General features: G+C 71.4%; 22 protein-coding genes, 1 tRNA gene and 1 other RNA gene. 9 read left to right on the plus strand and 15 right to left on the minus strand.

All coding sequences use genetic code 11. The features are described 5' to 3' along the window. Positions 1-82: 82 nt before the first annotated feature. The 3 genes from F2B26_RS06265 to F2B26_RS06275 form a co-directional block, all read right to left on the minus strand. Positions 83-346: a hypothetical protein gene (locus F2B26_RS06265; RefSeq protein ID WP_159807520.1), complete on the minus strand. Its 264-nt coding sequence runs from the start codon at positions 344-346 to the stop codon at positions 83-85. Continuing rightward, positions 343-1,143, minus strand: a complete 801-nt coding sequence (locus F2B26_RS06270; RefSeq protein WP_159807522.1) for an ABC transporter ATP-binding protein — start codon at positions 1,141-1,143, stop codon at positions 343-345. Before F2B26_RS06270 ends, F2B26_RS06265 begins: the two co-directional genes overlap by 4 nt. 136 nt (positions 1,144-1,279) lie before the next feature. Beyond that, positions 1,280-1,888, minus strand: coding sequence for a TetR/AcrR family transcriptional regulator (locus F2B26_RS06275; RefSeq protein WP_159807524.1), 609 nt, complete (start codon positions 1,886-1,888; stop codon positions 1,280-1,282). 66 nt (positions 1,889-1,954) lie between these two features. On the opposite strand from F2B26_RS06275, the gene F2B26_RS06280 reads away from it, so the two are divergent. Beyond that, a complete protein-coding gene (locus F2B26_RS06280; RefSeq protein WP_235929533.1) occupies positions 1,955-3,397 on the plus strand; it encodes a DHA2 family efflux MFS transporter permease subunit in 1,443 nt (480 codons plus the stop codon). A 144-nt stretch (positions 3,398-3,541) separates the two neighbouring features. Here F2B26_RS06280 and F2B26_RS06285 read toward each other — a convergent pair whose 3' ends face one another. Then, entirely contained in the window at positions 3,542-4,753 is a 1,212-nt protein-coding gene (locus F2B26_RS06285; protein ID WP_159807526.1) for an alpha-hydroxy acid oxidase, read from the minus strand. Between the two features lie 131 nt (positions 4,754-4,884). After that, an RNA gene (ffs, locus tag F2B26_RS06290) (signal recognition particle sRNA small type) lies at positions 4,885-4,981 on the minus strand. A 463-nt stretch (positions 4,982-5,444) separates the two neighbouring features. On the opposite strand from ffs, the gene F2B26_RS06295 reads away from it, so the two are divergent. From F2B26_RS06295 to F2B26_RS06310, 4 genes are all read left to right on the plus strand, one after another. Then, positions 5,445-5,900, plus strand: coding sequence for an SRPBCC family protein (locus tag F2B26_RS06295; protein ID WP_159807528.1), 456 nt, complete (start codon positions 5,445-5,447; stop codon positions 5,898-5,900). A 166-nt stretch (positions 5,901-6,066) separates the two neighbouring features. Continuing rightward, positions 6,067-6,441, plus strand: a complete 375-nt coding sequence (locus tag F2B26_RS06300) for a hypothetical protein (protein ID WP_159807530.1) — start codon at positions 6,067-6,069, stop codon at positions 6,439-6,441. Between the two features lie 143 nt (positions 6,442-6,584). Further along, positions 6,585-7,175: a histidine phosphatase family protein gene (locus F2B26_RS06305; RefSeq protein ID WP_159807532.1), complete on the plus strand. Its 591-nt coding sequence runs from the start codon at positions 6,585-6,587 to the stop codon at positions 7,173-7,175. Positions 7,176-7,243: 68 nt separating this feature from the next. Beyond that, a tRNA-Ser gene (locus F2B26_RS06310) sits at positions 7,244-7,328 on the plus strand. Positions 7,329-7,451: 123 nt separating this feature from the next. Here the strand turns inward: F2B26_RS06310 and F2B26_RS06315 are convergent. From F2B26_RS06315 to F2B26_RS06330, 4 genes are all read right to left on the minus strand, one after another. Continuing rightward, positions 7,452-9,398 carry an amino acid adenylation domain-containing protein gene (locus F2B26_RS06315; protein ID WP_159807534.1) on the minus strand — a complete coding sequence of 649 codons (1,947 nt, stop codon included), beginning with the start codon at positions 9,396-9,398 and terminating at the stop codon, positions 7,452-7,454. A 42-nt stretch (positions 9,399-9,440) separates the two neighbouring features. Then, on the minus strand, positions 9,441-10,277 hold the full coding sequence (locus F2B26_RS06320) for a tyrosine-type recombinase/integrase (protein WP_159807536.1): 837 nt from the start codon (positions 10,275-10,277) through the stop codon (positions 9,441-9,443). A 90-nt stretch (positions 10,278-10,367) separates the two neighbouring features. Further along, entirely contained in the window at positions 10,368-10,652 is a 285-nt protein-coding gene (locus F2B26_RS06325) for a hypothetical protein (RefSeq protein WP_159807538.1), read from the minus strand. 4 nt (positions 10,653-10,656) lie between these two features. Further along, positions 10,657-10,872, minus strand: a complete 216-nt coding sequence (locus tag F2B26_RS06330) for a helix-turn-helix domain-containing protein (RefSeq protein ID WP_159807540.1) — start codon at positions 10,870-10,872, stop codon at positions 10,657-10,659. Between the two features lie 376 nt (positions 10,873-11,248). Between F2B26_RS06330 and F2B26_RS06335 the strand changes: the two genes are divergently transcribed. Together F2B26_RS06335 and F2B26_RS06340 are read left to right on the plus strand one after the other, a co-directional pair. After that, positions 11,249-11,845 carry a helix-turn-helix domain-containing protein gene (locus tag F2B26_RS06335; protein ID WP_159807542.1) on the plus strand — a complete coding sequence of 199 codons (597 nt, stop codon included), beginning with the start codon at positions 11,249-11,251 and terminating at the stop codon, positions 11,843-11,845. Next, the gene (locus tag F2B26_RS06340) at positions 11,845-12,303 is read left to right on the plus strand and encodes a hypothetical protein (RefSeq protein WP_159807544.1); all 459 of its coding nucleotides are present in this window, start codon (positions 11,845-11,847) and stop codon (positions 12,301-12,303) included. Before F2B26_RS06335 ends, F2B26_RS06340 begins: the two co-directional genes overlap by 1 nt. Positions 12,304-12,360: 57 nt before the next feature. Here F2B26_RS06340 and F2B26_RS06345 read toward each other — a convergent pair whose 3' ends face one another. Next, positions 12,361-13,107: a TIGR02391 family protein gene (locus F2B26_RS06345; RefSeq protein ID WP_201292630.1), complete on the minus strand. Its 747-nt coding sequence runs from the start codon at positions 13,105-13,107 to the stop codon at positions 12,361-12,363. Positions 13,108-13,278: 171 nt separating this feature from the next. Here F2B26_RS06345 and F2B26_RS06350 point away from each other — a divergent pair, with 171 nt between their 5' ends. Beyond that, a complete protein-coding gene (locus F2B26_RS06350) occupies positions 13,279-14,826 on the plus strand; it encodes a hypothetical protein (protein WP_159807546.1) in 1,548 nt (515 codons plus the stop codon). A gap of 437 nt (positions 14,827-15,263) precedes the next feature. Then, positions 15,264-16,538 (plus strand): ATP-binding protein, encoded by a 1,275-nt coding sequence (locus F2B26_RS06355; RefSeq protein WP_159807548.1) that lies wholly within the window; start codon positions 15,264-15,266, stop codon positions 16,536-16,538. A 47-nt stretch (positions 16,539-16,585) separates the two neighbouring features. Here F2B26_RS06355 and F2B26_RS06360 read toward each other — a convergent pair whose 3' ends face one another. The 5 genes from F2B26_RS06360 to F2B26_RS06380 form a co-directional block, all read right to left on the minus strand. Further along, positions 16,586-17,587, minus strand: a complete 1,002-nt coding sequence (locus F2B26_RS06360; RefSeq protein WP_159807550.1) for a rhodanese-like domain-containing protein — start codon at positions 17,585-17,587, stop codon at positions 16,586-16,588. A gap of 16 nt (positions 17,588-17,603) precedes the next feature. Next, positions 17,604-18,362, minus strand: coding sequence for a cytochrome c biogenesis CcdA family protein (locus tag F2B26_RS06365; protein WP_159807552.1), 759 nt, complete (start codon positions 18,360-18,362; stop codon positions 17,604-17,606). Between the two features lie 89 nt (positions 18,363-18,451). After that, a complete protein-coding gene (locus F2B26_RS06370; RefSeq protein ID WP_159807554.1) occupies positions 18,452-19,468 on the minus strand; it encodes a glycosyltransferase family 2 protein in 1,017 nt (338 codons plus the stop codon). Then, the gene (locus tag F2B26_RS06375; protein ID WP_159807556.1) at positions 19,465-20,088 is read right to left on the minus strand and encodes a hypothetical protein; all 624 of its coding nucleotides are present in this window, start codon (positions 20,086-20,088) and stop codon (positions 19,465-19,467) included. Before F2B26_RS06375 ends, F2B26_RS06370 begins: the two co-directional genes overlap by 4 nt. Before the next feature lie 26 nt (positions 20,089-20,114). Then, a partial coding sequence (locus F2B26_RS06380) for a glycoside hydrolase family 3 C-terminal domain-containing protein (RefSeq protein ID WP_201292631.1) occupies positions 20,115-21,645 on the minus strand: 1,531 nt, incomplete at its 5' end.

Below are 21,645 nucleotides of genomic sequence, written 5' to 3' on the forward strand. Positions count from 1 at the left end.
CGTAGCCATGGCACCCGACGATCCTCACGCACGCTCACACCGGCCGCAACGAGCGTCGGTCCCAGCAGGTTCCCAGGAGAGGTCAGAGGGCGTGCACGACGAGCCCGGCGGTCCACGGCAGCACGAGGGCCGTCGCAGCGAGCAGCACGTAGAAGCCGCCGTTCTGCTGCTGCACGGCACCGACCGGGTGCTCGGCGCGGTCCAGGAAGGCCATGAGCCCCCCGGCCACGGACAGCGTGAGCGCGGTGGAGACGGTGAAGGCGGTGACGGCCAGCAGCGTGGTGATGCGCGAGTCCTGCCCGCCGGCCGAGCGCAGCCGGGGCGCGAGGGCGATGACGACGTTCATCGGGCGTCCGGCCGGCTCGCGGCGAGTTCGACGAGGTCCGGGTCGGGGCCCTCCACCCCGCCCGGACCCCGCCCGTCTGAGCCGACGGCCGGCGACGCGGCGTCGGTGCCGACGGTCCGCGCCGGCGCGTCGGTGACGACCCGCCCGTCGCGCATGTCGATCCGTCGGTCGCACCAGGCCGCGACCTGCTCGTCGTGCGTGACGAGCACGAGCGAGGCGCCGGCGGCCCGGGTGGTGCGGGTGAGCACGTCCATGACTTCGCGGCCGGTCTGCTGGTCGAGGGCGCCGGTCGGCTCGTCGGCGAACACGACGGCCGGTCCGGTGATGAGGGCGCGGGCGACGGCGACCCGCTGCGCCTCGCCGCCGGACAGCTCGCCGGGGCGGCGGCCCTCCTTGCCGGCCAGGCCGAGCGCGGCCAGCCACTGGCCGGCCACGTCGACGGCGTCCTTGCGCGAGGTGCCCTGCAGCATGGCGGGCAGTGCGACGTTCTCCACGGCGGGCAGCTCGTCGAGCAGCTGGCCGAACTGGAAGACGAAGCCGTAGCTGCGCCGACGCAGCAGGGACCGCTGCTTCTCGTCGAGCCGGCCGACCTCGCGCCCCTGCAGGGTCACGGTGCCCGCGTCGGGCGGCAGGATGCCGGCGAGCACGTGCAGCAGGGTCGACTTGCCGGAGCCGGACGGGCCCATGACGGCGAGCAGCTCGCCGTCCCCGAGGTCGACGTCCACACCTGCGAGCGCCGTGGTGGCGCCGAAGCGGCGAACGAGGCCGCGTGCCTGGAGTCTGCTGGTCGAGGTCATGGCTCCACGGTGCCGCCGGGCCGCGGTGGCGCGCATCGGTCGGCGGGATCGTCCGGCGCACGCGGGCTGCGACCCCGGGGGCAGGTCGGGTCCTCCTGGAGGTGGAGGCGGCCGCTCAGGTGCGGGCGGCGGCCGCTCAGGTGCGGGGCAGGCCGCCGGTGAGCACGGGGACGACGACCTGGTCGACGATGGCGCGGATGGACTCCGGCGGCACGGTCCGCATCGTCATGAGGACCTCCTGGCGCAGCAGGTCGGAGGCCAGCCGCACGGTCCGGTCGGTGACGCGGGCCGGGTCCACCTCACCGCGGGCGACGGCGCGCTCGACCACCTGGGCCAGCGCCGTGGTGCGCTCGCCCAGCCAGTGGTCGCGCACGTCGTCGGGGGTCAGCCCGGTCTCCCGGTAGAACTCCCCGGCGTAGGAGCCGAGCACGAGCATCGCCTGCCCGCGCCCCGCGTTCACCTCGTCGAGCAGGGCGACGAGGTCCTCGCGCAGCGAGCCGGTGTCGGGGACGCTGAGCGTGAGCCGAGCACCGCGCCGTTCGACGCTGGCGAGCACGAGCTCCCGTTTGGTGGGCCAGCGACGGTAGACGACGGACCGGCTGGTGCCGGCGCGGGCCGCGACGCCCTCGTAGGTGGCGGCCGTGTAGCCGAGCTCGACGACCTCGTCCCAGGCCGCGTCGAGCAGCGCGTCCTCGAGCTCGCGCCCGCGTCGGCGACGGGCCGGAACCTCGTCCTCAAGATCCATTTGTGCATCTTATCGAGTGGGGCGTATCGTCGCCGAAGATACAGACCTGGATCTTAAGGAGTTGCTGTGAGCGAGCCCACCGAGCAGCCGGCCGTCTTCGACCGCGACGCCATCCGCATCGTCGTCGCCGTCATGGTCGGCGGCATGGCCGTGCTGCTCGACTCGACCATCGTCTCCGTCGCGCTCAAGTCGCTGGCCGTCGACCTCGACGCCTCCGTCACCACCATCCAGTGGGTCACCACCGCCTACCTGCTCGCCGTCGGCGTCGCCATGCCGCTCGCCGCGTGGGCGCAGTCGCGCTGGGGCGGACGGCGGCTGTGGCTGGCCGGGCTCGTGTTCTTCGGCGTCGGGTCGGTGGCCGCCAGCATGGCCGGGTCGGTCGGGCTGCTCATCGCCGCACGCGGCCTGCAGGGCGTCGGCGGCGGCATCCTCATGCCGCTCATGGCCACCCTGCCGCTGCAGGCCGTCAAGGGCCGGGTGAGCGGGCGGGCCATCGCGACGGTCTCGCTGCCGATGCTCCTCGGGCCCATGCTCGGACCGGTCGCCGGCGGGCTCATCCTGCACTGGCTGAGCTGGCGGTGGCTGTTCTGGGTCAACGTGCCGCTCATCGTCGTCGGGTACGTGCTGGCCGCCCGAGCACTGCCGGCCGACCGCGGCGACCGGTCCCGGCCGCTCGACGTGCTCGGCGTCGTGCTGCTGCCGCCCGGGCTGGTCGGGGTGCTCTACGGGCTGTCCCAGGTGTCCTCGGCCGGCGGGTTCGGCCAGCGCAAGGTGCTCGTGCCGATGCTCCTCGGGCTCGCGCTCGTCGTCGCGTTCGTCGTGCACGCGCTGCGCCGCGGGGCCGATGCGCTCGTCGACCTGCGGCTGCTCGGGCGTCGGCAGGTCGGGGCGTCGGCCGCCGTGATGTTCCTGGCCGGCGCCGGGCTGTTCGCCGGCATGTTCCTGCTGCCGCTGTTCTGGCAGGTGTCGCGCGGGCAGTCCGTGCTCGCCGCGGGCGCCCTCATGGTGCCGCAGGGCCTCGGCTCGCTGCTCGCCCGGCCGACGTCGGGCCGGCTCACCGACACCCTCGGCTCCCGGACCGTCGCGCTGGCCGGGGTGCTCATCACCGCCGTGGCCACCGTCCCGTTCGCCCTGGCCGGGCCGGACACGTCGAGCTGGCTGCTCGGGGCCGCGCTCGTGGTGCGCGGGGTCGGGCTGGGCGCCGTGATGATCCCCGTGATGGCCGTCGCCTTCCGCGGGCTCACCGCCGACGACGTCGCGCACGCCAGCGTCCTCACCCGGGTCACCCAGCAGATCGGCGGCTCCTTCGGCACCGCGGTGCTGGCCGTCGTGCTCGAGCACGGGCTCACCACCACGACACCCTCGGCCGCCTTCGACCGGTCGTTCTGGTGGGCCGTCGGGCTGTCGGTCGCCACCGCGGCGGTCGTGCCGGCGCTGCCCAAGCACCAGCGCCACGCGGACGCCGTGCAGTCGCTCGACCCGGAGGTCGCGGCGGACGCGGCCGTCTAGGGCAGGGCGCGCCGCGACCGGGCGGTCCCACGAGTCCGCCGACGGGCACCCGGTCGGGTGCGGCGGCGGGCTCTGCACCACCCGGCGAGCGCACCGACCCCGTGAGGGCCGCGACTCAGCCTGGCCGCGGCCCGACCGGCCCGCTCAGGGCAGGGTGACGTGCTCCGGGGTCAGCTCGTCGACCGCGCGCACGCCCAGCAGGCGCAACGTGCGGGCGATCTGGCCGGCGAGGATCTCGTGGAGCCGGTCGACCCCGGCCTCGCCGCCGGCCATGAGCGCGTACAGGTACGCCCGGCCGAGGAAGACGCCCTTGGCGCCGAGCGCGAGCGCCGCCACGATGTCGGCGCCGCTGCTGAACCCGGTGTCGACGAACACCTCGCACCGATCACCCACCGCCGCGACGGTCTGCGGCACGAGCGTGAGCGGCACCGGCGCCCGGTCGAGCTGGCGCCCGCCGTGGTTGGACAGCACGAGGCCGTCGGCACCGGCGTCGGCGACCCGACGTGCGTCCTCCACCGTCTGGATGCCCTTGACCACGAGGGGGCCCTTCCAGAACTGCCGCACCCACGCCAGGTCCTCGAGCTGCACCGACGGGTCGAACATGTGGTTCGCGAGCGCCTCGATGGTGTCGTTCCAGGAGTCGAAGCTGGCGAACCGCAGCGGTTCGGTGGTGAGGAAGTCGATCCACCAGTTCGGGTGCATCGCACCGTCGGCGATGGTCTTGAGCGACAGCCGCGGCGGGATCGAGAAGCCGTTGCGGTTGTCCCGCAGCCGGGCGCCGCCCACCGGCACGTCGACCGTGAGCACGAGGGCCTCGTACCCGCTGGCGGCGACCCGGCTGAGGATCTCCTCGGAGGACGCGCGGTCCTTCCACACGTAGAAGCCGAACCAGTTGTGGCCGTCCGGTGCGGCGGCGGCCAAGTCCTCGATCCCGGTCGTCCCCATGGTCGACAGCGTGTACGGCACCCCGGCGCGCTGGGCCGAGCGGGCCACGGCGACCTCGCCGGAGTGGTGCATCATCCGCGTGAACCCGGTCGGGGAGAGCACGTACGGCAGGTCCATCCGGGTGCCGAGCATCGTGGTCGACGTGTCGACGCTGGACACGTCGTGCAGCACCGACGGGTGGAACGTGAGGTCGCGCAGCACACGGCGGGCCCGGCGGATCGAGACCTCGGACTCGGCCGACCCGTCCACGTAGTCGAACACCGACCGGGGCGTGCGCCGCCGCGCGATGGCCCGCAGGTCGCCGACGGTGTACGCCGACGCGAGCCGTCGTCGGGTGCCGTCCAGCTCGAGCGGTGCGAGCCGCAGCAACGGCTTGAGCTCGGCGGGGGTGAGGAGACGGCGGCTGGTCATCGTGGTGTCCCGGTGCTCGTCCGCGTCGACGGCTGGCGCGGTGACGGCCGACGACGCTAGTCCTGCACGGGCGGGGCGTGCCGGGACGTCTCGCGCCGTGGCCGGGTGGGGGTCGCGGGACCGGGCGGGCATGCAAGGACCCCCCGCACACCCGCCAGAGCTCACCTGCCCTTGCTGCCTTCCGGCCCTGGGGGAGTTCAGCGAGATGACGCCGCACGAGGGGTCGTGCACCAGGGTAGCCGACCACGCCGTCTGCTCCCGCGCGCTGCGTCGCCGCCCCTGCGCCCGGTGCGCCACGGAACTGGTCACTTGGGGACCCGAACCGCCGTACCAAGGCACCCAAGTGACCAGTCTCGGCCTCACCTGACAGCAGGGCTGCTCGTACCGGGCGGGGCCACGCCAGGGCGTCGGGACCTGTGGGGGTCGGAACTGGTCACTCGAGGATCCGACTCGCCGTTCCCGGGCACCCAACTGACCACTTCTAGGTGCACCCGGCTGCCGGGAGCAGGCACCTGGCTGCGGGGAGCACGCACCTGGCTGCAGGGCGCGGGCACCCGGCAGAAGGGAGCGGGCGCCCGGCTGCAGGGAGCAGTCACCCGGCTGCAGGGAGCAGGCACCTGGCGGGCCGGAGCCGGGAACCGGCGGGCGCAGCCGGTGGGCGGGGTTGGTGGGCGGGGGCGACGATGGGGTGGTGCGGGAGGCCCGGGTGGTGCGACGAGTGGCGGCACCGGCGAGCCGGGTGTGGCCGGTGCTGGTCGATGCGCGCAACCACGCGGCGTGGATCCCGCTCACCCGGGTCGAGACCGACGGGCCACCGAGCGTCGGCACCCAGGTGGTCGCGGTCTCCGGGCCCGGTGCCGTCCGTGGCGGCCCGGGACTGGTGGACCGGATGGAGATCATCCGGCTCGACCCGCCCCGACCCGGGCACGTCGGCGTCGCGGTGTTTGCCAAGCGAGGGCCGGTGCTGGCGGGCGAGGCCGTCATCGAGCTGGCCGAGACCGGCGACACCTGCCTGGTGCGCTGGACCGAGCGCGTGCACCTGGCCGGCCCGTGGCGCGTCGGGCTCACCGCGGCGGTGCTGGCGCCGACCCTCGACGCGATGCTGCGGCTGGCCCTGTCACGGGCCGCCGCCCAGGTCGAGGCGTAGCGCGGGTCCCGGGCGCCCCCGCCTCGGCCACGCTGCGAGACACGGCCACGGGGGTCCCCTTCCGCACAGCCCGGGCCCGGTTGCAGGGCCAGGACCCGCGCGTAGCGTCGAACGGACCGGTCGGTAGCAACCGGTCGGCGCCACTCGACGAGTCCAGGGGGACCTCATGGCGAATGTTCCGTTCACCCACACCGATGCCGGCAAGACGGCCGGTACCACGACGCCGCTCGGCGGGGCCCTGAGCCCCGGCGACACCGTCGCGATCAACGACAGCACGGACCTGAGCACGGCGATCGTCGGCAACTCGGGTGCGTTCGTCCGCAAGATCGAGCTGGTCAAGCAGGCCGGCTTCTACGGCTACGTCGTCAATGTCGTCGCCCGGGGCCCCAAGGGCCTCGGGTCCGGCTGGATGCACCTGTACTTCACCGACAAGACCGGCGACCGGTACGCCCTGGGGATCTGGGACTCGGAGGAGAAGCAGCACACGGTCGCGTACAACAGCTCGGACCCCGGGATCGTGAAGATCGAGTGGACCGACTGAGCGACTGACATCTCCACGGGCGGGCGGGGCGACGGCGCCCCGCCCGCCCGCGCGGTCCTCGCGCCGCGAGCCGGCGCTGTGGTCTGCTGGTCCCCCACCGACAGGGCTCCGCACCGAGGGCCTCGCCAGACGGGGAGACGACGATGGCCGAGCTCATCCTCATCCGGCACGGGCAGACGCAGTGGAGCCGCGACGGGCGCCACACCGGCCGCTCCGACATCCCGCTCACCGACGTCGGACGGGCCGAGGCCGCCGCGCTGGCGCCCTGGCTGACCGAGCTCGCCCCGGTGCACGTGCGCAGCAGCCCGTTGCAGCGGGCCCGAGAGACCGCGACCCTCGCCGGGCTGCACGCCCAGCTCGACGACCGACTCGTCGAATGGGACTACGGCGGCTACGAGGGACTCACCGCCGCCCAGATCCAGGCGGAGCGCGGCGGCCCGTGGTCGCTGTTCCACGACGGCGTCCCGGCCGGCGCCACCCCCGGCGAGACGCTGGCCCAGGTCGCCGCGCGCGCGTCGGCCCTGCTCACCGACGTCACCCCGCTGCTGGCCGACGGCCCCGTGGCGCTCGTCGCGCACGGCCACCTGCTGCGTGTGCTCGTCACGGTGTGGCTCGGCCTGCCCGCGCACGACGGCCGGCTGTTCATGCTCGACCCGGCGTCGCTGAGCACCCTCGACCACGAGCACGGCAACCCCGCGGTCCACACCTGGAACCAGCGGCCGGCATCGGTCTGAGCGGCCCGGGGCCGGGTGCGGGCTCGATGCGGAGGAGCGCGCCACCGTCCACTACACTCTCCGCGCCGGGAGGATTCGCCTAGTGGCCTATGGCGCACGCTTGGAAAGCGTGTTGGTGTAACAGCCTCGGGGGTTCGAATCCCCCATCCTCCGCGCAACGAAGGGCCCGTGACCTGCGAACTCGCAGGTGCCGGGCCCTTCGTCATGAGCGGGTGCGGGCGGCTGGCGGGACGGCGGCAGCGGTTCTGGTAGCAGTTCTCGGCCGGCCGAGCATCTCTAGGGCAGCGTGAGCCCATCGCGCTTGAGCCACGCCTGCCACTCGGGCCGTCGCGCAACTTCAAGGGCCCTATCGTCACGGAGCCCACGGATGGCGGCGACCAGGAGGCCCGCAGCCTCGCCGTCGCCGGAGCGGGCCGCGAGCTCCCTCACCCGCCGCAATCGCGGGATGCGGTCCAGCCGGTTCCCGATCAGCGCCTCAATGCCGACCGCAGCCACTGCGCAACGCAGGGTGCCGCCGTCCAGAAGAGGGCGGCCGTCGAGCTGGCAGCCCGCGAGCGCCACGATGCTCCGCCATGCTCGCTCCCCTTCGTCGATGCTCAGCATCTCCTGAAGCGCTGCCCGATCGATCTCCAGGACCTGCCGCAAACCGCTGACCACGTTCTCGACGACGAACCTCCTGACCGCGTCAGGAGCCTGCCCATCCAACCCGCCAGCGATGGCTAGAAGCGGCGCGGGCTGCTCCCGAAGGCGAAGCGTCCACACCTCGAGTGACAAGTCGACACCGTCAGCGACGATGTGTTGATCTCGCAACAAAAACTCGACCAACTGTTGCTTGCTGGGCTGGAAGTAGCCCAAGTCGTCCGGTTGATGATCATCGTATCCGAGCAATGAGATCTCGTTGTTGATGGCGACCTGCAGCGCGAGCAGCGACTCAACCAGCGCAAAGCAGTCATCGACTACGACGTCAATAGCCACCCTGGTGCCAAACGCTCTCAGCTCAAATACCGCCTCGCCGCCCTCAAGATGATAGGAGTTTCCACCATGACTCTCCGCATTTCGATACCCCGGCTGCACACCTGCCAGCGTGTATTTCAATCGATCAGCGGCGAGCGCGCGACGGGCGATATCGGCCGCATCTTCTGAAATCAGCTTCCCATAGGGCTTCGTTGCGGTGCCAGTCGTCAGGAGCATCACTGCCACAAGTGGAGCCATCACGTCTTCGAAGAGATTCTTGTAGAGCTTGATGATCTGACGGAAGGCCGCCTCTTCCGTCGGCGCTGAAGGGATTAGCAGTGCCAACTGGGCGTACGCCTCGAGCGCGAGGGTCGTGGCGCCTCTCACATCGCGCCTCACATGCTCGTCCGAAACGACTGCAGCAAAGGCCTCCTGGTTGTCATGCATCAACCCAGCGACCAGGCCGAGGACCCTCCGAAATCGCTTGGGGTCAAGGTGTACGGCCGCCGCCAACTCGGCCCCGAGGGTCGCCGTTCCTGTGCCCAGAACTGCCTCAACGCCTGTGATCTCGCTGAATCTGGCCCGCCCGAGTGTGTCCAGCTCAGTCATCTTGAGGCCTGGATACAACTCGCGGAGGGCCTCGAAGAGGCGCTCGAGAGTGCCACCGAGGTCACCTTCCCCCTCCAGCGCATCAGCGGCGGACCGGGTGCGGTTGAACACTGCGAGCCCGTCAGTCAGCTGGTCGATCTCAGATTGCGCCTTCTCCGCGTGGCGCTGTGCCTCGATTGGCGAGGATGCCTCTAGGGCCGCCAGATAGGACTTGCAGATCCCCTCGGTTTGGTGATTGAGCCTGCGGAGGATTTCAAGTTGAACCAGCAGGGGCCGACGCCCGTCGATCGAGCGCAATTTCGCGCGGGTCTCAGCGATGCGCCGCACAGCCGGAACGAGCACGGACTCATCCGAGAACGGCTCAGCCATTGACGATGCCTGGGCAAGCCCATTCAGGAACTGATCGAACTCATCGCCGATTCGTTGGCGGAACGTGCTCACGAGAGCATATAGGGGCTCGGGCTCAGGAACCACCTGCGAGTCTGCCGTGAGCGCTGATCGAAGTTTCGCACCCAGCCGCTTACGCCGCTGCACTTGCTGGTTGACCTCTGAGGGGCCGGCGGGAGCGCCGCAAGTGACGCACGGCAGGCCGTAGATCCTCTCCGGGTCACCACACCGGCCGCATCGAATCTTGTCGTAGCTCAGCTTGATGACGACCATGCGCGCACCCCGGTTGAGGAACTGGAAGCTTCACCGTACCAATCAAGACGATGCGCCCCACAGCAATTCGCTCATACGTCGGTTGGCCTCTTCGACAAGCTCCAGCACCACGTGCTGGTAGCAGGTCGTCATCGCGGGTGACGTCCAGCCGAACATCCTCATGACGACGCACTGGTCGACGCCCTGGACCAACAGGAGCGTCGCGGCCGTGTGCCGGGCGTCGTGGAGCCGGGCGGGTCGGATGCCCAGACCTTCGAGGAATGCCGCCCAGTGGAGCGAGTGGTCGCGCGGTGCGACAGGTCGCCCGGTGATCGTCGTGAAGACCAACCCGCAGTCGCGCCACACCGTCCCGGCGCGGATACGAGCCTCGCGTTCCTGCTGACGATGCTTCCGGAGCTCCGCTACCAGCGGCGCGGTGAGGGGCAGCGTCCAGCGCGACTGCTTGGTCTTGAGCTCGACCAGCACCAACCCGCCTTCCTTCCGCTGCGGGCACTTCGACGGGCGCTCGTCGCACTTATCGGGGTCGGTACAGCCGTGACGCCAGTCCCGGCGTTCCAGCTGCCGTCGCACCTGCAACCGGCCGGCGTCCAGATCGACGTCGTCCCACGAGGGCCCTCGCACCTCCCCGCGCCGCAGGCCGAGCGAGATGGAGAGCATGAACGCCGCCCCGTTCGGCTCGCGCTCGGCGGCCGCGAGGACTCGCCGCGCCTCGTCGATAGTGAGCGGCTCGATCTCGGGTGGGTCGTAGCACGGCGTGTGCGCGAGGGCGACGGGGTTTCGCGGGAGGCGGCGGCGTCGGACCGCGTCGTTGAGGGCCTTGTTCAGGGTGCGGCGCACGTGGTGGACCGACCAGGCGTTCAGGCCGCTGGCGAGCAGCAAGGCGTACAGGTGCTCGATGTGCTCGGGTTCGAGCGCATCGAGCCGGTGCTTGCCGATGGTCGGATTGATGTGGCGGTAGACGTCGACCGTCTACCCGGACAGGGTGCTGGGCCGCACCCGGAGGGCGGTGGCCTCGAGCCACTCGGTGAGCCAGGTCTCCAGGCGCGGCGAACGACCGGCTGGCAGCGCCGACTGAGCGGATCGCTCCCGCTCAAGCGCGCGGACCTTGCGCACGACCTCAGCGTGGCTGGCGCCGGTGCGCGTGCGTCGGTCGACCGATCCGTCGGGCCGGAGGCCCATCGTTGCGAAGCCGTACCAGCGGCCGTCACCGCCCATGATGATCGACGACCGCTGGTTGCCTGCCCGGGTGCCCATGTCGTCACGGCTCCCCGACGCTCTGCTGACGGCGGCACCGCGCGACGAACTCGTGCAGGCAGTCGGCAGGGACTCGGTGCAGTCGGCCGATGTGCACGCTCTCGATCTCGCCGCTGGGTATCAGCTCGTACATCGTGCTGCGCCCGACGGACAGACGCTTGGCGACCTCGACCACGTTGAGCATCACGCGTGGGGTCTGGATGATCTCGATGTCGCTCATGAGGGTTCTCCCTTCTCGGTTGGGTTGGATGACGTGCGTCAGCGACCCACCACCGGTCCATCGGGGATTGGCGGCGGGACGTGCGTCAAGCGGTTCGGCGCCGGCTGTGGAGAGGCCGCACCCCACGGCTCCTGTGGACGAACCGGCGGCATGGCCGGGCGGCCGGCGTAGGTTGCTGGACGACCCAAGCGAGCGGGCGCGGATTCGGGTGAGCACACGACACCAGGCTCGCCAGGGCCGATAGCCGAACCGATGACGAAGACGCCCCGACGGCGGCGAGGCGATGACGGACGCGATGACGCTGTGCCCCCGCAGCGGTCGCGCGCGTCATCCACAGGCGCTGCCTTCTCGTTTGACGAGAGATATCTTGTTCCATATGAGAACTCAGGCCCCGGCGCTGATCCCGATCTTCCGGTCAGCCCTGCAGGCTCGGCTGCTCCTGCGGGTCCTCACCGACGACGAGCCACGCACCATCACCAACCTCGCGCGCGTGCTCGGCGCCCCGGAACCCACCGTCTACCGGGAGGTTCGGCGGCTGATGGATGCCGACCTCGTCACGGGCACACGCGTCGGCCGATCCGTGGTGGTGCGGCCGGCCGACGAGAATCCGGCGACCGGTCCGCTGCGCCAGCTCCTCGTCGTCACCTACGGGCCGGTCCCCTTCCTTGAGCGCGCCCTATCTGACGTCGAAGGGATCGCGGAGGCGTACGTCTACGGGTCGTGGGCGGCGCGGTGGCACGGTGAGGTCGGCCCGGCGCCGGGCGATGTCGACGTCCTGATCGTCGGCACACCCGACCGCGAGGCGGTCTACGACGCGCTCGACGGCGTCGACTCCGCCCTGGGCCGGGAGGTGAACGTCACCTTCGTCTCGCCGGAGCGGTGGGCATCGGGCGAAGAGACCTTCCTGGCTGCGCTGCGTGACCGTCCGCTCGTGCGGCTCACGCTGGGACACGAGAACGGGGCGGCTGCGTGATGGCCTGGGAACAGGGACGCGCGGTCGTCGAGAACCTCATCAAGACCGGCTTGCTCGAACGCGTGCCGCCGAACCTGACCTCGGCGCAGTCGCTCGTCGACGTGGCCGAGACTCATCTTGCATCCGCGCTGACGCTGGCTGACACCGACACCGTCCTCGCCTACGACGCCCTGCACGGCGCCAATCGCAAGGCGCTCACCGCGATCCTGCTCGCCCAGGGACTGCGACCCACCCGAGCGGGCGGTCACATCGCCCTGTACGACGCCGTCCTGGCCCAGCTCGACCCGCCGCTCGGCCGCGACCTCGCCGCGTACCACCGGGTGCGCCGGGCCCGGAACGCCGGGGACTACCGCGAGAAGCACGACGCCGTCGCCGACGACGTCCGGGCTGACCACCCCGGCTGCCGGAAGATCGTCGACATCGCCAAGCGCGTCATCGGCCAGATGCCACCGTTCTGACCGATGACGGCGAGCCTGTCCAACGGCGCGCGGAGGCTAGTGCCAGAAGAGTCGCAACTACGAGGCTCCTCCGTCGGCACCCGTCTGGACGTCCTCGACGAGCTCTCCGTGCTCGTGGCGCAACTGGGTCAGCAAGAGGCTGCCGAGACCGAGCACGCCGATGGCGTAGCGCTGGGCGTCCTCGCGACGCTGGATCTTGTGACGATCTACGTTGCTCAACGCCTGGGCAAAGCCAGTAGCCAGCGCCCGCCACCCTTCCCGCTCCCCCGCTCGCGCGCCGAGCCGCCAATCACTGTCATCGGCGAAGACCCGTCCCATCAGGTCCTTGCCCACGAGCGAGTCGCCCTTGCCGGTCTTCGGGTCGCCGGCCCACGTCCGCACCCGGTCCTCCACGAAGATCGCCGTCTGGCTCGCCACCTTCCCCCAGTCCTGATCCTCGACGAGCCGCTTCACGTGCTCCCATAGCTCTGGATCGAAGGAGCGCAGGTCGACCGGCTCCTCATCGTCGACCCGGAGGCGCAGCTGGTAGATGGCAGCGTCGATCACGCCGCACGCGTTGCGGATGCCGCTATGTCGCGCCTGATCGAAGTAGTGGTCCGGCGTGCTCGTACTCCAGACGCCCAGCGAGTAGCTCACCCCGTCAAGCCGCGCCACTAGGTGATCGTCTGCGCCAAGGGCTGCCGAGAGAACACCGCGCACCTTGCCGTCCCAGGCCGTGAGGTGTTCGCCACCATTCATGACTGCTGGGGTTCGCGCTTCGTCCTTGAGACCCTCAAGTGCTTCGATCGCCTTCTCTGCGCGCATGGGGCGACGATAGAACTCCCGAGCGACACCGCTCGCCCGTTCCCCCTGGCCCCCGTAGCGCCTTGAAGTGACAGGTCACGCCTCCCATCGCAATCATGCCGATGAACGCGAGGGACGAGGGACTGGAAAGCCCTGCACCCGCGCTACTCGGACCCGCCAGGATGTGGTGTTGTGATCAGCGAGCGGGATGCCCAGGCGCTCGCGCGGCAGTTCGCCGACGCGGCGACCGCGGACGATGCCGCGGCGTGGGCTTCTGGTTCGCAGGCGTTGGCGGGCCTGGACGGGCGCTCGTGGCTCCTGCTCGACCAGGCGGCCCGGTCGTTCCGCTACGCCGGCGATGCGCCGGTGAGCGGGGCTACGCGGTGGTTGGGCGCGTCCTTGAGCGAGCCGTCGGGCTTTGTCGCTGCGGTCATGAGCCTCCACGTCGATGGTCGCTTCCGCGAGCGAGCCGTGGAGGTCCTGGGCACCGCGCCGGGCGTGATCGCGGTGCCGGCACTGGCATCGCGGCTCCTCGATCACGTTCCGGAGATCCGTGCGCTCGCGTGGGAGGTGCTGCGTCCACGCGTGGGCATCGAGGCGGCAGAGGCACTTCTCGACGTGCTGCTCGCAGGGGTGACCCGGCACCACGCGAGGGCTGCGCTCAGGGAAGTGGAGGCGGCACTCCTCGCGACCACGCCCCCTGACGACCTGGTGGCGACGCTGACCGGCAGCGAGCGGCGACGGGTGCGCCGGTGGGCGTTCGAGTTCGGACACCATCGCAGCCTCCTCGCACCCGAACAGCTGGTCGCGGCAACCCGGGCCGACTCCGACCAGTGGGTGCGTGCGCGGTGCGCCGAGTGGCTGGCCCAGGAGCCGGACTCCCGCGTCTTGGTCAGGTTGCTCGAAGCCCCGTCAGTCGAAGCCCGCCAGGTCGCCGTGAGGCAGGTGCCCGAGGGCGACCTCAGCGACGACGCCCTGGCCGCGCGCCTGGTCGACCGGGCGCCGCGGGTCCGCGAGCAGGCGCGCCATCGTGCCCGCGCGCGGCGCCTGGATCTGGCCGAGTTCTACCGTCAGAGGCTCGCCGAGGAGGGCCTTGCCCCGCACCTGGTTGCCGCTTGCATGGATGGCCTGGCCCTCACCGGAGACGAGACGGACCTTCAAGCCGCCGTCACCCACCTGCGGCACCCGAGCGCTCGGGTGCGCTCTGCGGCGATCGCAACGGTCGAGGCTCGCGCCCCCAGGAACCTGGCTGTGGACCTGCTGACGCCGATGCTGCTCGACTCGAGCCCCCGCGTGTGCGCCACGGCCGCTCGCGAGCTCGCCCGGCTTGGCGCACCGCCGTCCACCGCTGAGGCTGCTTGGGCGTCCGGCCAGCCATCGAGCCGGCGCGTCGCCTGGCGCGTGGCCCGCGCCGCTGGTGGCTGGCACCGCGTCGAGGCCGACCTTCGAGCCGCGGTCGATCCCGATCCGGTGACGTCGGCCGCTGGCCACACGGGCATCCGAAACTGGCTCGCGGTTGGCGCCGCTACCACGTGGCAGCCGCTGCCCGACTCCCAGCGCGAGCGCCTCGAAGCCCTCCTCTCCGGCTCCGACTTCAGTCGGGAGACCCGACGCCTGATGGCCTTCCACCTGGGCCTTGAGCCGCCAGCCGAGGAACAGACAACCCGCCCGACGCAAGATCTGTCAGCAACTGCAACCACCCGGGCCCGCCGTTGGCTCAGGCTCTTCGGGCGCCGCTGAGACCAAGCCCTTGCACGTCGCGATCGCTCGGCGGACCGCCGCAGGGGCCCGACGGACTCCGAGCGCCGCCCCGGCGGTAGCAGTTTCGGTAGCAGTTTGCCTCCAGCCCGACCCCGCCGCGCACTACCGCCTCCGTCCGCGCACGCCGCTGACCTGCCCGAACGCATCCACCCGCACCCGCCCAAGACCCCTTCGAGCCACTTGGAAAGCGTGTTGGTGTAACAGCCTCGGGGATTCGAATCCCCCATCCTCCGCGCAACGAAGGGCCCGTGACCTGCGACCTCGCAGGTGGCGGGCCCTTCGGCGTCGGTGGGGCACAGGTGCGCGGCGGGCCCGGCGGATGGAAGGCCAGAGAAGCAGTGTGCGGAGCGCGTAACGGTAGCGTTTAAGTCAGCGAATCGGGAGCGTATAAGTCCGCGAGACGGTAGTGTTTGGCCGTGGCCTACGTGCATCGAGTCCTCGACCACCAGCTGGACAGACTCCTCACCGGACTGCCGGCCGTGGTCATCGACGGTCCCAAGGCCGTCGGGAAGACCGCCACGGCTTCTCGGCGCGCAACCACTGTCCTCGCACTCGACGACCCGACCGAGCGAGTGCTCCTCGAGGCCGACCGCGACCGACTCGCCCGCCTCTCCAAGCCGCTGCTGATCGACGAGTGGCAGCTGTACCCGGCTGTCTGGGACCAGGTTCGCCGCGCCGTCGACGCCGGCGTGCCGCCCGGCTCCTACCTGCTCACCGGTTCTGCAACGCCCACCACGGCACCGACCCACACCGGCGCCGGACGAATCGTCCGGCTGCGACTGCGCCCCATGAGCCTCGCCGAGCGCGGGCTCGTCGACCCCACCGTGTCGCTCGAGGGCCTGCTCTCCGGCGCACGACCGCCGATCGGGGGCGAGAGCGCCATCGGGCTGGCGCAGTACGCCGAGGAGATCGTCGCCAGCGGCTTTCCCGGGCTGCGCGCCCTGCCCGCGCAGGCGCGCCCCGCCGGCCTGACCGGCTACCTCGACGCGATCGTCGAGCGCGACTTCGCCGAGCTGGGACACGTCGTGCGTCGACCGCGCACGCTGCGCGCATGGCTGACGGCGTACGCGGCCGCGACATCGACGACGGCGTCCTACAACGCGATCCTCGACGCGTCGACTGCAGGACAGGGCGACAAGCCCGCCAAGACCACCACGATCGCCTACCGCGAGACGCTTGATCGGATGTGGATCCTTGACGCCGTGCCGGCATGGACCGGATCTCGCTCACCCATGGCCTCGCTCGGACAGGCACCCAAGCATCACCTCGCCGATCCCGCTCTCGCGGCCCGACTCCTCGGCGTCGGCGCCGGCGCACTGCTGGACAGCCCGAACCCGGACGGAGCGCCGGTCCCCCGTGACGGCACACTCCTCGGCGCCCTCTTCGAGAGTCTCGTCACCCTGTCCGTACGGACCTACGCCGAAGCCGCCGGCGCGCGGGTCAGCCACCTACGCACGCACCGCGGCGACCACGAGATCGACCTGATCGTCACGAGGGACGACGGACGCATGGTCGCACTGGAGGTCAAGCTTGCGGCGACCGCAGGCGACGAGGACGTCCGCCACCTGCACTGGCTTCGAGACGAGGTCGGCGACGATCTGCTCGATGCAGCGGTCATCGCCACGGGGCCGGCCGCCTACCGACGCCCCGACGGGATCGCCGTCATCCCGGCAGCACTGCTTGGACCCTAAGCGTCGGCTCGACGTCGGGCCGTGGGAGTCGCCCGGCCCGCCCCCCGTCACTTCGTCGTCGGCAGGCCCTGCTGGCTCCAGGCGGCGTACCCGCCCTGGATCTCGTAGACGTGCGTGAACCCGGCGGCGTGCAGGGCGTCGGCCACCGCGGTCGAGCCGGACCCGGTGGCGTCGTAGACGACGTAGCTGGCCGTCTTGTCGAGGCCGTTCGCTGCGGCGAGATCGGCCGCGGTGAGCGCGAGGTCGAGGGCGCCGGCCAGGTGGCCCGTCGCGAAGTCGGCCGCAGGCCGCAGGTCGATCGGGACGAACGTCGGGTCGTCCGCGTGGGTGCGGAGCAGCTCGTACGCGCCCTGCGGGATGAGCGGGATGACCGGTGAGCCGAGCGCGGCCGCGTCGGGGGCCGAGACGTCGACGCCGAAGTTGGCCTTGATCCGCTGCTCGAGCTGCGGCTGGGTGAGCATCCCGCCGGCGAAGTCGACGAGTGTGCCGGTGGCGTCGTAGAAGGCCGTGACGGGCAACCCTTGGGAGGAGAAGGACGACCACAGCTGGCTGGGCGGGTTGCCACCGATGTCCCTGGCCAGGGCGAAGCCGGCGCCGGGCAGGTCGAACCGGGTCGCCATCGCGGCGCCGTCGCCGGAGTCCGAGGTGTCGACGCCGACGAAGCTCACCGTGCCCGTGGTGGCCTTGGCGACCTGGACGAAGCCGGGCAGCTCCTCGTTGCAGTAGACGCACCAGGAGGCGAAGAAGTTGACGACGACGGGCTTCCCGGCGAACTCGGCGAGGCTGACCGGCTGGTCGTCGAGCAGGCCCGGCAGCCGGAACGAGTCCTTGGCCGCGACGTACTGGGTGCCGGAGGCGTCGGCCGTCGGGCTGCCGCCCGAGCTGGTGAGCGCCACCGCCGCGACACCGCCGAGCACCAGGACGGCCGCTGCGCTCACGACGGCGATCTTCACCGTGCGCTGCCGTGCGGCGCGCGCCTTCTCCTGCGCCCGGCGGGCTCGTGCGGCCTCCATCTGCTCGGCGCCGGTCTGGCGCTTGGTCGTTGCCATGAAGGTGCCTTTCGACTCAGCCGAGCCCGAGCAGGCCTCCGAGGCCCACGCTGGACAGGAAGGACTGGGTGAGGGTGGTGACGAGGGACATGCGGTTGAGGGCGAGCAAGATGCCGAATGCCGCGAGCACGAGCGCCGAGGTCACCGTGAGGGCCAGGAAGTGCCGCTTGACGAGGTTGAACGCACCGGCGACCCGGTCGAGCGCGAGGGCGGCGGCGAGGAACGGCACCGCCAGCCCGGCGGAGTAGGCGACGAGCATCGCGGCACCGCGGCCCACGTCGCCGCTGCCGGCCGCGACGGCGAGGACGCTGGTGAGCACCGGTCCGATGCACGGGGTCCAGCCGAACCCGAACGCGATACCGGCCACGGGCGCCGCGAACGGCCCGAACCGCTCCAGCGACGGGTGCCAGCGTTGCTCGCGGTAGACCCACGGGGCCTTGAGGACGAGCGAGGCGAGGATGAACAGCGCCATCGCGAGCACGACGAGCCCCGAGAGCCTGGTGAGCAGCTCGCGGTGCCCCAGCAGCGACCGGCCCACCACCGTGACCGAGAGCCCGAGCAGGACGAACACCGAGCTGAAGCCGAGCACGAAGCCGAGGGACGTCACCAGCACCTGGCGCAGGTGCGCACGCCCGCCCTGCAGCACGGACGTGGCGTTGAGCCCGGTGACCACGGAGACGTAGGCGGGGATGACCGGCAGGACGCACGGCGACAGGAACGAGACGAGCCCGCCGAGGAAGGCCCCGAGCAGCGTGAGGGCGACGGCGTCGTGCATGGCGTGGCGGGTCCTCGACGTGGGCTGTCCGGGCGACAGCCAGTATACCCCGGGGGGTATCTCACCCGACGGGGTTCATGCCCCCGACCTCAGCTGAACCCGATCGCCCGCTGCGCGACGCGGTAGGCCAGGATCGACGCCCGCCGCCCGGCCGGGCCGGGCAGGTTGGAGACCTGCCCCAGCACCGACCAGCGCACCCGCCGGTACATCCACGGGTCCGCCGCACGCAGCTCGGCCCAGAGCCGGTCCTTGTCGGCCAGGCTCGCGGGGGTGCCGTCGCGGATGAGCAGGATGGAGGACACCGCGCAGATGATCTCGAGGTAGTGCAGCAGGTAGCGGCGCAGCCGGCGGTCCCGCACCCGGGTCTGCGCGACGTGCTGGAGCATGAGCAGGTTGACCCGCAGCTGCTGGTCCATCCGGCGCAGCATCACCGACTCCTGCACCGACTGGTCGGGCCGCCCGATGTAGTACCGGTACAGGTCCACGTCGAGGTAGTAGAGGGTCTGCACGCGGTGCAGCGGCACGAGCGCGTAGAGGTTGTCGACGTAGAACGTGTGCTCGGGCAGCCGCAGACCGACCTCGCGCAGCAGCGCCGTCCGATAGGTCAGCGCATGCATCATGAGGTACTGCCGCTTGGCGAAACGGCGGGTCCGGCTCCAGGTGAGCACCCGGCCCCGGGGCAGCGCCCCGGTGTAGCGCACCGCCGTCTTGGTGCGCTTGCCGACCTTCTCGTAGACGAAGTTCGAGACGAGCAGGTCCAGCGGCTGCTCCCCGTCCGACAGCGTGCGCAGCGTGGCGAGCACCTCGGCGAGCGCGTCGCGGTCCAGCCAGTCGTCGGCGTCGACCACCTTGAAGTACCGGCCGGTGGCCAGGTCGAGCCCGGTGTTGATCGCCGAGCCGTGGCCGCCGTTCGGCTTGCTCACCAGGTGCACCTGGCCGGCGTACCGGTCGACGTACTCCTGCGCGACGGCAGCCGTCGCATCGGTGGAGCCGTCGTCCACCACGACGATCTCGACCTCGTGGCCGAAGCCGACCACGGAGTCGAGCGCCCGACGCAGGTACTCCTGCGCGTTGTATGCGGGCACGACCACCGTGAGCAGGGTCATGGCGCCACGACCTCCGCGGCGGCCGCGCCCTCGACCGGCGTCTGCTTGAAGATGACCTTGAAGATCGGGAAGAAGACCCAGAACGAGATCGCGGAGTTGATGATCATCGTGACGACGTCAGCGAGCGTCTCGCCGGCTCCGCCCATGCCCCAGGTGTCGATGAAGAGCTCGTAGATCGGGGCCTTGTACAGGCCCTGGGCGGCGGCCGCGAGCAGCGTGATCGCGACGTAGGCGATGGCGTACCACAGGGCCGCCCGGCCGATCGAGGAGTTCGACTTGAACGTGATGTTCCGCTGGGCGAAGAAGTTGATCACCTGTGCGACCAGCAAGGTGATCTGCACGGCGAGGAAGTATGCCAGCCCGCCGCCACCGGCCGGCAGGGCGCCCGCCGCGTAGTCGAACACGTAGTACTGGGAGCCGTCCACGTTCGACCCGACGGGCCACACCTGGAACGAGGTGTCGACCAGCGAGGTCATCCCGAACAGCCACTTGATGGCCGGCATCATGGCGAGCTGGAGGGCCGTCACGCCGTTGCTCAGCATGAAGAAGACGAGGAACTGAGCGACGCCGGGGTGCTTCGTGGCGAACGAGCGCCAGGCGGCGCGCAGGCGGGTGAGCATGATCGATGTCTCTCCGGGTCGGTGGGTCAGGCCCCGCCACGCAGGGCGCGGGCGGTGCGGCGGTTGGCCCGCCAGTTGCGGACGAAGGCCCCGACGGTGGCGCCCAAGCCGGTGAAGAAGTGCCCGTTGACGATCTCGAGCACACCGTCGACGGTGTCGCCGTCGACCATGCCGTTCGCCATCTTCCCCATGGCCCGGAACGGCATGTTGAGCAGGAACAGCACGTTGAGATCGGGCGTCCCCTTGCGGTCGGCGGCATCGCGGCGCGAGGCCAGCACGCGGTAGCCGAACCGGGCCAGCGGCGAACGCGCGTCGGCCATCCGGAACAGCGCGTCGTTCACCCCGAGCGGACCGGACCAGCCGTCCGAGGGCACGGGGCGACCGAGCAGCGCCGCGAAGTCCTCCTGCGTGGCGCCGCGCACCTCGCCCGTGCGGTAGCAGGCGGGCAGCCCCTCCTCGGTCCGGGGTGGCACGGTTCCGGTGACCGTGACCTGCGCCACCAGCGGCAGGTCCTCGACGTGGGCGCCGGCGAGCACGGACCACGTGCCCTGCTCGACCTGCCACGCCTCGGTCACGACGTCCCAGTGCCGGAACGCGGCGTCGCCGAGCGGAACCGTCACCGTGGTGGACTCCCCCGGCGCGAGCTCGACGCGGGCGAAGCCAGCCAGGGTGAGGCGGGGCCGGTGCACCCCCGGCGTCTCGCGTCGCACGTACACCTGGACGACGTCGGCGCCCGTGACCGCGCCCGTGTTCGTCACGGTGAGGCTCGCCACGTCCGCCGTGGCGACCAGGTCCGAGTGCGCGAAGGTCGTGTACGACAGGCCGAAGCCGAACGGGAACGCGACCGGCACCTGCGCCGTCGCGTAGTAGCGGTAGCCGACGTAGAGGCCCTCGCGGTACTCGGCCGTGCGCCCCGTCGCGGGGAACCATGCGGCCGTCGGGGTGTCGGCGAGCGTGAACGGCACCGTCTCGGCGAGCCGACCCGACGGGTTGACGGCACCGGTGAGCACGTCGAGCACGCCACCGGCACCGGCCTGGCCACCGAGGAAGCCGTGCACGAGCGCCTGCGCCGAACCGAGCCACGGCGTCTCGATGACACCGCCGCCGGCCAGCACGACGACGACCGCGGGGTTCGCCGCGGCCACCGCGGTGAGCACGTCGACCTGCGCCGGGTGCAGGGTGAGGCGCGCACGCTCCATGCCCTCGGACTCGGCGATCTCGTCCAGGCCCAGGAACAGGAGCACGACGTCGGCGCCGCGGGCGGCCTCGACCGCGTCGGCGAGCAGGGCGGCGTCGGGGGTGCCGTCCCGCCGGAACCCCGGGGCGAAGGCGGTCATCGCCAGCCCGGAGTCCCCGATGACGTCGAGCACCGAGTCGAGCCGGGTCGGGTTCACCGTGGACGAACCGGCGCCCTGGTAGCGCGGCGTGCGCGCGAAGTCGCCGATGACGGCGACCCGGGTCCCCGCCGCGAGCGGCAGCAGCCCGTCGTTCTTGAGCAGCACGGCCGAGCGCGCCGCGACCTCACGGGCGAGGGCGTGGTGCGCGGCGGCGTCCACG

It is taken from the genome of Cellulomonas citrea, assembly GCF_009829685.1.
Lineage (GTDB): Bacteria > Actinomycetota > Actinomycetes > Actinomycetales > Cellulomonadaceae > Cellulomonas > Cellulomonas citrea.

Bases quoted from the DNA above. Each gene is read 5' to 3' on its own strand.
- F2B26_RS06265 (WP_159807520.1), bottom strand. From the start codon at position 346: ATGAACGTCGTCATCGCCCTCGCGCCCCGGCTGCGCTCGGCCGGCGGG.
- F2B26_RS06270 (WP_159807522.1), bottom strand. From the start codon at position 1,143: ATGACCTCGACCAGCAGACTCCAGGCACGCGGCCTCGTTCGCCGCTTC.
- F2B26_RS06275 (WP_159807524.1), bottom strand. From the start codon at position 1,888: ATGGATCTTGAGGACGAGGTTCCGGCCCGTCGCCGACGCGGGCGCGAG.
- F2B26_RS06285 (WP_159807526.1), bottom strand. From the start codon at position 4,753: ATGACCAGCCGCCGTCTCCTCACCCCCGCCGAGCTCAAGCCGTTGCTG.
- F2B26_RS06300 (WP_159807530.1), top strand. From the start codon at position 6,067: ATGGCGAATGTTCCGTTCACCCACACCGATGCCGGCAAGACGGCCGGT.
- F2B26_RS06305 (WP_159807532.1), top strand. From the start codon at position 6,585: ATGGCCGAGCTCATCCTCATCCGGCACGGGCAGACGCAGTGGAGCCGC.
- F2B26_RS06315 (WP_159807534.1), bottom strand. From the start codon at position 9,398: ATGGTCGTCATCAAGCTGAGCTACGACAAGATTCGATGCGGCCGGTGT.
- F2B26_RS06325 (WP_159807538.1), bottom strand. From the start codon at position 10,652: ATGGGCACCCGGGCAGGCAACCAGCGGTCGTCGATCATCATGGGCGGT.
- F2B26_RS06330 (WP_159807540.1), bottom strand. From the start codon at position 10,872: ATGAGCGACATCGAGATCATCCAGACCCCACGCGTGATGCTCAACGTG.
- F2B26_RS06335 (WP_159807542.1), top strand. From the start codon at position 11,249: ATGAGAACTCAGGCCCCGGCGCTGATCCCGATCTTCCGGTCAGCCCTG.
- F2B26_RS06340 (WP_159807544.1), top strand. From the start codon at position 11,845: ATGGCCTGGGAACAGGGACGCGCGGTCGTCGAGAACCTCATCAAGACC.
- F2B26_RS06345 (WP_201292630.1), bottom strand. From the start codon at position 13,107: ATGCGCGCAGAGAAGGCGATCGAAGCACTTGAGGGTCTCAAGGACGAA.
- F2B26_RS06360 (WP_159807550.1), bottom strand. From the start codon at position 17,587: ATGGCAACGACCAAGCGCCAGACCGGCGCCGAGCAGATGGAGGCCGCA.
- F2B26_RS06365 (WP_159807552.1), bottom strand. From the start codon at position 18,362: ATGCACGACGCCGTCGCCCTCACGCTGCTCGGGGCCTTCCTCGGCGGG.
- F2B26_RS06370 (WP_159807554.1), bottom strand. From the start codon at position 19,468: ATGACCCTGCTCACGGTGGTCGTGCCCGCATACAACGCGCAGGAGTAC.
- F2B26_RS06375 (WP_159807556.1), bottom strand. From the start codon at position 20,088: ATGCTCACCCGCCTGCGCGCCGCCTGGCGCTCGTTCGCCACGAAGCAC.